This window comes from Shewanella sp. 10N.286.52.B9 (genome assembly GCF_002873635.1).
Taxonomy (GTDB): domain Bacteria; phylum Pseudomonadota; class Gammaproteobacteria; order Enterobacterales; family Shewanellaceae; genus Shewanella.
On sequence record NZ_MCTY01000198.1, the window covers coordinates 34177 to 47508 of the forward strand.

9 protein-coding genes are annotated in these 13332 nt (G+C 42.9%); 4 read left to right on the forward strand and 5 right to left on the reverse strand.

What is annotated here, in order from left to right:
- Positions 1–152: 152 nt before the first annotated feature.
- Both BCU91_RS15625 and lexA read right to left on the reverse strand, forming a co-directional pair.
- Entirely contained in the window at positions 153–659 is a 507-nt protein-coding gene (locus BCU91_RS15625) for a SulA-like leucine-rich domain-containing protein (RefSeq protein ID WP_102440135.1), read from the reverse strand.
- Positions 656–1273 carry a transcriptional repressor LexA gene (gene lexA / locus BCU91_RS15630; RefSeq protein ID WP_076538206.1) on the reverse strand — a complete coding sequence of 206 codons (618 nt, stop codon included), beginning with the start codon at positions 1271–1273 and terminating at the stop codon, positions 656–658. Before lexA ends, BCU91_RS15625 begins: the two co-directional genes overlap by 4 nt.
- A 378-nt stretch (positions 1274–1651) precedes the next feature.
- On the opposite strand from lexA, the gene plsB reads away from it, so the two are divergent.
- From plsB to BCU91_RS15650, 4 genes are all read left to right on the forward strand, one after another.
- A complete protein-coding gene (plsB, locus tag BCU91_RS15635) occupies positions 1652–4072 on the forward strand; it encodes a glycerol-3-phosphate 1-O-acyltransferase PlsB (RefSeq protein WP_102440136.1) in 2421 nt (806 codons plus the stop codon).
- A gap of 11 nt (positions 4073–4083) precedes the next feature.
- Positions 4084–5328 carry a tryptophan permease gene (gene mtr / locus BCU91_RS15640; RefSeq protein ID WP_198589323.1) on the forward strand — a complete coding sequence of 415 codons (1245 nt, stop codon included), beginning with the start codon at positions 4084–4086 and terminating at the stop codon, positions 5326–5328.
- Between the two features lie 367 nt (positions 5329–5695).
- Positions 5696–6493: a VOC family protein gene (locus BCU91_RS15645; RefSeq protein WP_102440138.1), complete on the forward strand. Its 798-nt coding sequence runs from the start codon at positions 5696–5698 to the stop codon at positions 6491–6493.
- 41 nt (positions 6494–6534) lie between these two features.
- Entirely contained in the window at positions 6535–6801 is a 267-nt protein-coding gene (locus BCU91_RS15650; RefSeq protein ID WP_102440139.1) for a hypothetical protein, read from the forward strand.
- An 83-nt stretch (positions 6802–6884) separates the two neighbouring features.
- Here the strand turns inward: BCU91_RS15650 and BCU91_RS15655 are convergent, their stop codons facing one another.
- From BCU91_RS15655 to BCU91_RS15665, 3 genes are all read right to left on the reverse strand, one after another.
- Positions 6885–10016 (reverse strand): CusA/CzcA family heavy metal efflux RND transporter, encoded by a 3132-nt coding sequence (locus tag BCU91_RS15655; RefSeq protein ID WP_102531858.1) that lies wholly within the window; start codon positions 10014–10016, stop codon positions 6885–6887.
- An 11-nt stretch (positions 10017–10027) separates the two neighbouring features.
- Positions 10028–12304, reverse strand: a complete 2277-nt coding sequence (locus tag BCU91_RS15660; protein WP_347230785.1) for an efflux RND transporter periplasmic adaptor subunit — start codon at positions 12302–12304, stop codon at positions 10028–10030.
- Positions 12305–12426: 122 nt separating this feature from the next.
- Positions 12427–12897: a hypothetical protein gene (locus BCU91_RS15665; protein ID WP_102440141.1), complete on the reverse strand. Its 471-nt coding sequence runs from the start codon at positions 12895–12897 to the stop codon at positions 12427–12429.
- Positions 12898–13332 lie beyond the last annotated feature (435 nt).

Consider the following 13332-nt stretch of genomic DNA (forward strand, 5'->3'; position numbering starts at 1 on the left):
ATTCTCGGCAGTACGATAAATTGTTACTACCTTGTTAACTACATTACTTGGAGATTAAATATTGATCAAGATCACTTTATCATCTAATTTGCTGAAAAAAGTGCAAAAAAAAGCCCCTCAGCGTAGTGAAGGGCTTTTTTAGTCATATTTTACTAGTGAAACGAGGTAAGGTTTACCCGAGTCGGTACTGCTAAAGTTTGCGTTAATGGGTCGCCTTCAGGTAAGTGAGTATTTACATCTTCAATGATAAGCCCTTGGGCTAAGGCATTTTTGGCAACCAATTGAATGCGGCGATTGTCGCGGGCATCTAATGGTGGTGTCCAAGTAATTACTGCACTTGAAGTACCGTTAGTGAGCGCTTTTTCCATCGCCCACAGGGTTTCGACTTCATCTTTGGTGTGAACTAACAATACTCTGTCCATACGAACATTGGCATTAGCAAGAATTTGCTTATAACCGATATGCGGCGGATTAATCAGTACAATCCAACGGCCTTGCTGACTTAAAATGGCTAACTGACTGCATAATTGAGTCAATTCAGTTAAGCCTTGGTTTTGGGTGCGCTTGGTTTCAATCCCTTGTTTAGTGGGTAAGGGATCAGATGCCATATCTACCCATAATCCAGGGTGACGCGGTGCATTGCCTATTAATGTGTTCATAACCAACCTCCATTACGAATAACGCCAACAGCAAGCCCTTCAATCGTTAGGTTTTGGCAACTTAAATCAACTTTAATCGGCTCATATTCTGCATTTTCAGCATGTAAATAAATAATATTGCCTTTCTTTTCAAATCTTTTCACGGTTACATCGTCTTCAAGACGTGCCACTACAACTTGACCATTGGTGGCAGTTTGCATTTTATGCACTGCTAATAAGTCGCCCTCTAAAATACCAATGTCTTTCATACTGTCGCCACGAACGCGTAGTAAGAAATTAGCATTGGGCTTAAACATTTCTGGGTCAACTTGGAAATACTGTTCAACATGCTCTTGAGCAAGGATAGGTTCACCTGCAGCAACTTGGCCGATAAGTGGTAAGCCTGCTTCAACTTCCTCCTCCACCTGCACCATGCGGATCCCGCGAGAGGTACCAGGAATAATTTCAATACAGCCTTTTTTTGCCAGTGCTTTTAAGTGTTCTTCAGCGGCATTGGCGCTTTTGAAGCCTAATCGAGTTGCAATTTCTGCACGAGTTGGCGGCATACCTGTTTCGGCGATATTACATTTAATTAGCTCTAATATTTCAGCTTGGCGTGGCGTTAAAGGTCTCATATTGATTCCTGTTTTTTTATACAGTGACTGTCATTATATACAGTATCGGTGGTCGCGCAAGTATTAACCAAATTAATTTAACTATTATCATCTAATTCTTGTTGGCTATATATGGGGGCACGGTTAAGTATATGTAATTTAATTATTTAGTTAATGAAGGTAAGTCAGCTTTTTAAACCGATGAAATTGGCTATTTCTCACATCGTTTGTTTAAACAGTATATTTATACAGTAGTGTTGATTGAAAATAGGTTGGTTGTTATTCGGATATGGCTATTTTTACTGAACAAATATTCTCTGTATAGACCCTTGTTAGTGAAACTGAACCATTATCTGGTATTCTATGGCCAATTAATTGATGTTGAATATGCGAACACTCATGTTAAAACCTGACTCAATCATAGCAAAATCATTACGTTGGATTCAAAAACTGATGGTGCACACGGTTGTTGTGCCTGAAGATCCCTTTGCCGATCTGAACTTAGACCCAGATAAACCAGTGGTCTATGTGATGAAGACAGAATCACTCAGTGATATTGCGGCATTAAATGAAGTGACCGCCAAATATGGCTTACCGAGCCCTTATGAGCGACTAGACGTTGATGGCTTAAATACCCCTAGAATTGTGTGTATTGAAGGTCGTAAGCCTCTATTTGGCAAGCGTTTAAGTGGCGAAAAATTTGTTGATAACTTCACCAGCTTATTAGCCTTACATAAAAAAAATGATCAACTTGATATTCAATTGGTGCCAGTGAGTCTGTATTGGGGACGTATCCCTGGTAAAGAAGATGACACCATGACCGCAGCCGTATTTGAGCGTGAAAACCCGACCTGGTTACGTAAATGGTTGATGATTTTGTTCTTAGGTCGCCATAGCTTTATTCAATTTTCAAATGCTATGTCGCTACGTTATATGGCTGATGAACACGGCACAGATGTCAGTATTGCGCATAAACTTATCCGTGTGGCGCGAGTGCACTTTAGACGCCAACGTAAAGTGATGACAGGCCCACAACTGCCAAATCGTCAGGCAATGTTCAACTCATTATTAAAGTCTGATGCCATTGCTCAAGCGATAAAAGAAGAAGCGCTTAATAAAAAAATTCCTGAAGACAAAGCCCGCGAAAAAGCTATTCAGTATTTAGATGAAATTGCAGCGGATTACTCAGACAGCTTAGTGCGTATTGCTGAGCGCTTTCTTACTTGGTTGTGGAATAAGTTATACAGCGGTATTAGCATTAAAAGCGCTGAAAAAGTGCGTAAGCTGCATCATGATGGTCATGAAATTGTCTATGTGCCTTGCCATCGTAGCCACATGGATTACCTACTGCTGTCGTATATTTTGTATTACCAAGGCATGGTGCCGCCGCATATTGCCGCCGGTATTAATTTAAACTTTTGGCCAGCAGGCCCTATGTTCCGCCGTGGTGGTGCTTTCTTTATTCGTCGTAGCTTTAACGGTAATAAACTTTATACCGCAGTGTTTCGTGAGTATTTAGATCAGTTATTTGCTAAAGGCTATTCGGTTGAATACTTCACCGAAGGTGGTCGTTCTCGTACCGGTCGTTTATTAGCGCCTAAGACCGGCATGTTAGCGATGACAGTTAACTGTGTACTGCGGGGCATTGAACGCCCAGTAACCTTAGTGCCAGTTTATCTTGGTTATGATCATGTGATGGAAGTGTCCACCTATCATAAAGAGTTAAGCGGTAAGAAAAAGCAAAAAGAATCAGTGTGGCAGGTCTTTGGTGCGCTGCGTAAATTAGGCAACTTTGGCCAAGGTTACGTTAACTTTGGCGAGCCAATCAATGTGCAGCAATTTTTAAATCAACAATCGCCAAATTGGCGTGAAGAAATTGCTCAAGATCCGGATCAAAAGCCATCATGGTTAACGCCAGCAGTAAATGTATTGGCCAATAAAGTGATGACTAACATCAATGGCGCCGCCGCAGCGAGTTCGGTGACATTAGCAAGTATGGCGCTGCTGGCTTCAGAGCAAAACGCCCTGCAGCGCAGTGAGCTTGAAACCCAGCTAGACCTCTACCTGAAAATCTTAAAGGATGTTCCTTATACTGAGTATGCGTCGGTGGCTGAGGGCTCAGCTCATGACCTAGTTGAGCAATGTTTGTCGCTGAATAAATTTACCTCAACCACAGATGCCATCGGCGAAATTATCGCAATTGAAGATAGCTCAGTGATTGCGATGAGCTATTATCGCAATAACATAATTCATCTAATGGCAGTGCCTTCATTAATCGCCAGTTGCTTGGTGCAATATGAAGAATTTAGCCGAGAAAAAATCCAGCAAATTGTTAATGATTTTTACCCATTATTGAAAGCTGAGCTGTTTATGGGCATTGAAGATTTAAGTGCCTATGTGGATCAAGTGCTTGATTTGTTTGTTGAACAAAAGCTAATTTCCGGTAGCGATCACTTTGAAGTCAATCAAAGTAATGTCACTCAGTTAATGTTATTGTCCGCCACGGTCAGTGAGACCCTACAGCGTTACGCGATTATCTTTAATTTACTGGCTTACAAACCAGAAATTGAGCGTTCTGATTTAGAAAGCGCCAGCCATTTATTGGCTCAGCGTTTAGGTGCTTTACATGGAATTACTGCGCCTGAGTTTTATGATAAAAAGCTCTACAATAATTTGAGTGTGAAATTAAAAGAATTAGGGTATTTATCCGCTAACGATAATCAATTTGAAGTCATCCGAATACGTGATCATGCCAATGGTATGCTGCGTTTATCTGTTCGAAAAACCATTGTTGATAGTGTCACAATGGAACATGGGTAATAACTAATTTTATGAGTTCGACACAATCTCAACCGCAAAATAAATCCTTATTGGGCGGTGCTATGATCATCGCCGGTACCACAGTCGGTGCTGGTATGTTTTCTTTGCCTGTGGTCAGTGCAGGCATGTGGTTTGGCTATTCATTAGTCATGTTAATTGGTATTTGGTTTTGTATGCTGGTGTCAGGTCTGATGCTACTTGAAACCAATTTGCATTTTAAACCCGGTGACAGTTTTGACACCTTAACTAAGGTAACCTTAGGCCAGTTTTGGCGGATTATTAACGGGTTATCTATTGCTTTTGTGTTGTACATCCTGACCTATGCTTACATCAGTGGTGGTGGCTCGATTGTTAATCACACCCTTGCGGGGATGGGGATTAACTTACCTCAACCGATCGCAGGGTTAGTGTTTGCCGTCGTACTTGCTGCAGTGGTGATCATCAGTACCAAAGCGGTTGATCGCATTACCACCATTATGATTGGCGGGATGTTAATTACCTTTTTTCTCGCCATCGGAAATCTGCTGATTGATATTGATAGCGCAAAATTATTAATGCCAGATGGTGAGGCGAGTTTCTCGCCTTATATTTTAGCGGCGCTACCTTTTGGGCTGGCCAGTTTTGGTTACCACGGCAATGTGCCAAGCCTAGTTAAGTATTACGGCAAACAACCTAAAGTGATTTTAAAAGCCATCTTTATTGGTACGTTTATCGCCTTAGTTATTTACAGCTGTTGGTTAGTGGCAACCATGGGCAACATTCCCCGTAGTCAGTTCAGCGACATTATTGCTCAGGGCGGCAATATGGGTGTGTTAGTGGGCGCTCTGTCAGATGTGATGGCGAGTAAATGGCTTAATACCATGTTGACCTTGTTTGCTAATCTTGCTGTGGCGTCATCATTCTTAGGGGTGACCTTAGGCTTGTTTGATTATCTAGCTGACTTATTTGGCTTTGAAGAAAGCAATAATGGCCGCATTAAAACAGCTGCGATCACCTTTATCCCGCCGACAGTATTAGGTTTGTTATTCCCTAATGGTTTCTTGATTGCCATTGGCTTTGCGGCATTAGCGGCGACCATTTGGGCGGCGATAGTGCCAGCCATGATGGCATACAAATCGCGCAAAATGTTCCCTGATGAGAAGAGCTTTAGAGTCCCAGGTGGTACGCCATTGATTGTGGTGATTATTGCATTCGGTGTCATCACCGGCGCATGTCATTTGTTGGCGATGGCTGATTTACTGCCAGTTTATAAATAATACTTTAGCTAGATAAAGTGGTGTTTAAACACCGAAATGACCTCTAAAAAGCCCTTTGAAAAGGGCTTTTTTATGGGCGTTTTCTAGCAAGTAAGGATGTGACTGTTAGCATTTTGACTAAAGATGTGTGTAATTTACGACTTGTGACCGATAGTGACTAGCCATGGCTTGCTGATACTGTTGTCTATATAAGGCTATGATTTTAAGTTGTATTTATTATTTAAATGTCATTTTTTATACGAATAACCAACCATTATTGCCAACTCGACTTTAGCTTTAAAAGTGTCTTAACTTAAAGAGTGTTGTCATTTAGGTTCAGCTTAAACCTTTATTCTTATAAGTCATTATCAACAGCAGGGTGAGGTGTATGAAGGTGTCACACTATAAACAAGGGCAACCTTGTTGGGTCGAACTTGCCAGCCATGATTGGTATGCCGCGAAAGCATTCTACCAAAGCCTATTTCAGTGGCAGGCTGATGATATGCCCATGCCTGAGGGTCATTACACTATGTTGCAGTTAGCGGGTGATGACATTGCGGCTATGTATCAAATGCCCAAAGAGATGGAGAGTTTGCCAACCCATTGGCAGCTTTATTTTGCCGTTGATGATGTTGAGGCGACAATTAAAGCCATTAGGCTTGCGGGTGGACAAATTATTGCAGGCCCTCACTCTGTTGGTGATTCAGGGATTATAGCTGTGTGCCAAGATCCTGATGGCGCACGATTTTCAATCTGGCAGGCCATTAACCATATCGGCATTAAGCGCTCATTTGAGCCCAATACTTTGTGCTGGGTTGAATATATGTGCCGCGATCTGGCCACATCAACCGATTTTTATACCCAAGCGCTTGGCTTTGAGACTAACAGCCTTGATATGTCTTCAATGGGCATAGCTGATTACGTGCAATGGCTGGTGGATAAGCAAGCCATTGGCGGTATGATGCAAATGACGTCCGAGTGGGGTGATACCCCGCCCCATTGGATGCTGTATTTTAGTGTGCAAGATTGTGATGCTATGGCTCAAGATGCCGAAGCTCTAGGCGGGCGAATTTGTGTCCCGCCTACGGATATTCCGGATGTGGGTCGTTTTGCGGTGATTGATGATCCCCAAGGCGGCACTTTTTCAATTATTGCATTGACCGAGGTAGCGTCTGAAGTAGAATAATTGCTTGAAAGTTAAACTGTAAATCTAATCAAGCAAGACTTATGACACTCACAAAGGACGAAAAACTCGCGGTAATTCAAAAGAAAATGACCATGGTGGCAGTCATTGATTTTCCTGGCACGTTATTAATGGCGGCGGGTTTATATGGCTTGTTTGCAGGTTTTGATACAGCGGCTTATCCGATGCTGGCGAAGCCAATACTGCTGTTTGCTATGGTTGGAGTCGGAGGTTGTATTATGGTTTGGGGTCTTTTAAGGATGATGCAACTGGCACGAGAAAAGCAAGGCGTACTCAGTGAACCAAGCTAACAAGCTTATATTCAGCTTGTGGCTTTATAGATAAAAAGGCGCCTTAAGCGCCTTTTTTAGTGTTTATGAGTGACTTTGTAAACCTAGTTACTGAGTTTACGACCATAGATTAGTAAATAAATGGCTGGAATAACAAACAGCGATAGCAGCGGCGCAGTGACCATGCCACCAACCATAGGTGCGGCAATTTTCTGCATCACTTCGTTACCGGTTCCTGTGCCCCACATTATCGGCAGTAAGCCAAAAAATATGGTCGCAACTGTCATCGCTTTGGGGCGAATCCGCATTACAGCACCTTCAATCAATGCTTGGCGTAAATCATCTTTGCTATTGAGAGTGTCATTGTATTTGCGGTCTCTAATACTGTTGTTGAGATACACCTGCATCACCACGCCAAATTCAGCGGCGACCCCCGCAAGGGCAATCATCCCCACTGATACCGCAACCGAAAAGTTGAAGTTCAGTAGATATAAAAACCAGGCACTGCCTACTAAGGCAAAGGGTAAACTCAGCATAATTACTGAAGCTTGAGCAAACGAGTTAAAGGTCAGCATCAGTAATATAAAAATAACTGCCAGCATTAGTGGAATGACTAACTCCATCTTGGCTTCAACACGCTGCATATATTCATATTGACCCGCAAAGCTGTAGCTATAACGTGCTGGCAAAGTGATTTGCTGGCCTAAGGCTATTTGCGCTTGCTCGATATATTCGCCGATAGAAATATCTTTAATATCGACAAACACCCATGAGATTAAACGGCCATTTTCACTGGCAAGCATGGGCGGTCCATCACTGATGGTGATGTCGGCTAAAACGCTTAATGGCAGATATTTACCGGTTTTGGTTAATACCGGTAAATCTCTGAGTTTTTCGATGCTGTCACGTAACTCTCGTGGATAACGAATGTTAATTGGGTAACGTTCTTGACCTTGAATTGATTCCCCTATATTCATACCGCCTATGGCGATTTGCACCACATCTTGGATGTCACTTAGGGTCATACCATATCGAGCTGCATTTTTTAGTTTCGGCTCAATATCGATATAACGTCCACCACTACTTCGCTGCGCAAATGCTGATGTTGTGCCTGGCACTTGGCTCATTACCGCTTCGATTGCAGCGCCAATTTTTTCCAGTTCGGCCACATCTGAACCCGATATTTTAATGCCGACAGGTGTTCTAACCCCGGTGGACAGCATATCGATACGGGTTTTTATCGGCTGCACCCATGCGTTAGTCATGCCGGGCACTTTCACCGTTCTCTGTAATTCAGCAATAATAGATTCTAAGGTCACGCCTTCACGCCATTGAGCATGTGGTTTAAGCATGATGGTGGTTTCAAGCATGGTTAATGGTGCAGGATCGGTAGCGGTCATCGCGCGGCCCACTTTACCAAATACTCTTTTGACCTCTGGTACCGTTTTAATCAATCTATCGGTTTGCTGTAAAATTTCAGCGGCTTTACCTGCACTGACACTTGGCAGGGTTGTAGGCATATAAAGTAAATCACCTTCAGCGAGTTCTGGCATAAACTCAGAGCCCATCTTTGTCATCGGATAGTAAGCACTGGCTAAAATGACCAGCGCTAATAAGATGGTGAATTTAGGAAATTTTAATACCAGTTTGAGTAATGGCTGGTATATGGCAATCAAACATCGACTGATGGGGTTTTTGCGTTCATCAGGGATATTACCGCGCACAAAATAACCCATTAATACTGGGATCAAGGTGATGGCCAGTATTGCAGAAGACGCCATAGCAAAGGTTTTAGTAAACGCCAGTGGGTGGAATAAACGGCCTTCTTGAGCTTCCAGTGCAAATACAGGAATAAAGCTTAAGGTGATGATTAGCAGGCTAAAGAATAGCGCAGGCCCTACTTCAACAGAGGCCTCTTTAATTAGTTGCCAGTGGGCTTCACCTTCGGGTGGTTTACCGTGCTCAGCCCGATATCGCTCTAAATGTTTATGGGCGTTTTCTACCATGACAATGGCGGCATCGACAACGGCGCCTATGGCAATGGCAATACCTCCTAAGCTCATGATGTTGGCATTAACCCCCATAAAATGCATGATAATGAAACTGCTTAATATAGATAATGGCAGGGTGATTATGGCAACCAGTGTTGAGCGAGCATGTAATAGAAATAGTAAGCAAACTAGGCCAACGACCAGCATCTCTTCCATCACTTTGTGCATCAGGTTATCCACAGAATTGAGGATAAGTTCTGAGCGATCGTAAGTGATAACTAACTCAACCCCTTCAGGTAAACCGCTTTCAATTTGCTTAATCTTTTGTTTAACATTATTAATGGTTTCAAGGGCATTCTCGCCATAGCGCATAACCACAATGCCGCCAACGACTTCACCTTTACCATCAAGTTCAGCAATACCACGACGCGCTGCAGGGCCTGTTCGCAGCTGCGCCACATCTTTCATTAATACTGGTGTGCCAGCATCAGATAACACCCCTAAAGGAATTTCGGCAAAATCTTCAATGTTTTGTCGATAACCCGATGAAGTAATCATGTACTCGGCTTCGGCCATTTCAATAACCGAGCCACCGACAGAGCTATTAGAGCTTGCTAGCGCATTTTTAACCGTCATCAAATCGATTTGATAAAGGGCGAGTTTATGTGGGTCGACCACGATTTGATAAGATTGCTCCATGCCGCCAATCGTAGCAATTTCAGATACGCCTTCGACACTTTGTAATTCCAGTTTTAAAAACCAGTCTTGCAATGAACGCAGCTGGGCTAAATCGTGATTACCTTGTCTATCGACTAAGGCGTATTGAAATACCCAACCGACACCAGAAGCATCAGGCCCTAAAGTGGGGCTAACGCCCTCTGGAAGCTGATCTTGGGTTTGCGATAGGTATTCTAAAACTCGTGACCGAGCCCAGTAGATATCGGTATTATCTTCGAAAATGATATAGACGAATGAGTCGCCAAACATCGAAAACCCACGTACGGTTTTCGCCCCAGGTACAGCCAGCATCGCTGTGGATAATGGATAAGTAATTTGATCTTCGACTAACTGCGGTGCTTGACCTGGATATGAGGTCTTAACAATCACTTGCACATCAGATAAGTCCGGCAGGGCATCCAATGGGGTGGTGCGCATGGCTTGATAACCGATCACTGCAACCACTAAGGTGAGTAATAACACCATCGCACGTTGCTTTATCGAAGCACTGATTATTTTCTCTAGCATGAGAGTGCTCCTTAGTGGTTATGGGCTGCAGGCGCTTTATCTGCGCCGCTTAAACGTAACAAGCTACCTTGAATACTGGCTTCTGAATCAAGCAGGAACTGCCCTGAAACCACCACATGGTCGCCTTCATTGATGCCTTCAATGATCTCTGCTTTTCCTTGCGCAATGATGCCGACTTTTACAGGTACCGAAGTAAATCCGCTATCGTGACGTTGAACTACTACTCGATTTTCACGGCCGGTTAATATCAGTGCTTCTGTGGGAATAGTAATAATGTTGCGTTTAGGGCCGCCAAATAAAGACACATCCACTAAGGTTCCTGGTCGTAGGCTTGCATTTGGATTGGCTAATTTTACTCTGACACGCATGGCGCGAGTGACAGGGTCGAGTTCTGGATAGATATAATCAATGTCAGACTCAAGATCAAATAAGCCTTGGGCCGATGCAGTGACTTCTGCAGGACGGCCTTTTTCTAGCCAGCTTTGTTCATTTTCAAACACATCGGCAATGACCCAAACCGTGGATAAGTCGACTAATTCTATTAAGGCATTACCCGGTTGGATATACATGCCATCACGAATGTCCATTTGGCTGACAACCCCATCTTGTGGGGCATAAAAAGGCACTCTAAAAACAGTTTCGCCGCTGGTTTCTAATTGTTGAATAATTTTTGATGACACCCCTAAAAGCGCTAAACGTTGGCGGGCTTTACGCTCGAGAATGCCGCCACGTTGATTGTCTTGCTCCAAATAATCAAGCGCTTGTAAATAGTCATCTTGAGCATTAATAAGTTCAGGTGAATAAAGCTCATACATGAGCTGACCTTTTTTTATTTTTTGGCCAACATTATTAATATGCAGTTTTTCCACCCAACCAGTCACTCGAGCATGAACATGGGTAATGCTGTCTTCGTTATACTCAACGGTGCCGATGGTTTTAACCAGGCGCCATAGGGTATCTCTTTCAACTTGTTGAGTGCGCATGCCTAAAGCTTGCTGCATGCCGCCAGATACGCCAACCACGATTTCTTCTGTCGCAGCGCCCATGGTGACTTTTTCTAAATTCATACCACAAATAGGGCAAGTGCCTTGGGTGTCAGAAACAATATGCGGGTGCATTGGGCAGACATATTTAATGCTTGGCTCTGCATCCGAGGGTAATAGGCTTGGTTTAACAGTATTAAACACTTTATCAGCAACACTCTGTGTGGGTTGCACTGCTAGGGTTTCAGTCTGTTCATCTTGTGCATGCTGATGTTGGCTATGATCGACTTCTTCCTCTTCTTCTTTAACCACTAACAACATATTGCACTTAGGGCAGCGGTCACCTTGTTCGTGGCTGCTAACTTCAGGGTGCATTGGGCAGATGTAGGTGGTTTCGGCGCTATGGTCTATGGCAGCCTCAGGGCTAACTTCTTCTAAGAACATATTGCATTTAGGACAAGTATCACCGGATTTATGACTAATAACTTCAGGGTGCATCGGGCAGATGTAGGTCGTTTCAGCGCTATGGTCTATGGCTGGCTCAGGGCTAACTTCTTCTAAGAACATATTGCACTTTGGGCAGGTATCACCGGACTTATGACTAATAACTTCAGGGTGCATCGGGCAGATGTAGGTCGTTTCAGCGCTATGGTCTATGGCAGCCTTAGGGCTAACTTCTTCTAAGGACATATTGCATTTAGGACAAGTATCACCTGATTCATGTCTAATAACTTCAGGGTGCATCGGGCAGATGTAGGTCTTCTGAACATTATGTTGAGCGTGTTCATTTGAACTGTGACCAGCTTCCTCTTCTTCCTCTTCTTCCTCTTCTTCATTTGCCACTAGAAACATATTGCATTTAGGACAAGTATCACCTGATTTATGGCTAGTGACTTCAGGGTGCATTGGGCAGATGTAGGTCGTTTCAGCGCTATGGTCTATGGCAGCCTCAGGGCTAACTTCTTCTAAGGACATATTGCATTTAGGACAAGTATCACCGGATTTATGACTAATAACTTCAGGGTGCATCGGGCAGATGTAGGTCGTTTCAGCGCTATGGTCTATGGCAGCCTCAGGGCTAACTTCTTCTAAGAACATATTGCATTTAGGACAAGTATCACCGGATTTATGACTAATAACTTCAGGGTGCATCGGGCATGAATAGCTGGTTTTTTCTGCATCATGCTGATGCTGGTGAGTCGAAATATGACTATGTGTTGCTGCTTGTTGAGCAGCGACTGGATTAGTGCATAACCCAGCTAGAAAACCCGCAATGGTGATCAATAAAATAGCGTGTTTCATCATAACCTCAAAATACGGCTGGCAAATAAAGCGAACCGTTTATAAAAACTGTAAATACTAGCAAGTATAGGTGTTTAGCTATGGCACAGAGGACAGTGCTAGGCTAAAAATATTCTGTCAGTAATTTAACTAATCGGAGGTCGAAATTCTGGAAGGGTTTTATGGAAGAAAAAGTGTGGCACTGCAGTGGCATCAGCCTTGCTGTTGACTGCTTTTGCGAGAAGGATATCAAATGTGAGCAAATGCCCTGTCATCGAGATAGTAATACAGTGACCACAATCGATAGCGCAGCCATTTTTGCTGTCACAACAGCTTTGATCAGCTTTTTTCGATTGGAGCATTGAGCCATCGTCACAACAATGAGTCGTTTTTTGCGGGGCTTGTTCAGTCATAGATGAATGACAATTAGGGGTATCGGCACTGCTGTGTTGCTTCAGATTTGCTTGGGATGTTTTGTCGTTAGGCATTAACATCTCTGCTGATGAGCGCATGAGAGGGTTAGCGACCATAGCGTAACCATTAGTTATCAACCCTTGGCCTAAAATGGCAAAGAGGGTGATAAAAACGATTATTTGGTGCGTTAACTTAGTGCTCATGCTTTTCCAAAGTGTGTAGCCATCAATAACAATTAAATAGCGCAATAATCTAGTGATAAATCAAGAATCAAAGCTAAATTAAGTTGCTGATGATCTGGCTTAATATAACCCGAAACAATACCCGCAGCAATAAACAGCTTCAGAATATTTATACTCGCTCAAACTAACTAGTGGCAGAGGCTATAATGATTCTATAGCGCAATAAACCTGATTTTTTTACAGTATATTGCAAAGGTAGGTTAATTGTCATTTTTGTGAAGGCTACTTTGCGATTTTGCTATAGCTGTATTAAGTTTAAAGGAGTCAAATTAATTATCATTGAGCCTCAATAGTTAGATCTTGATCTCATTTTGAGCATATACTGGTAACTTATTAATTAAAACATGTTCTTAATTCGTTTTTTTATGGGCAAAACAACCTAGAATAGATTTACTA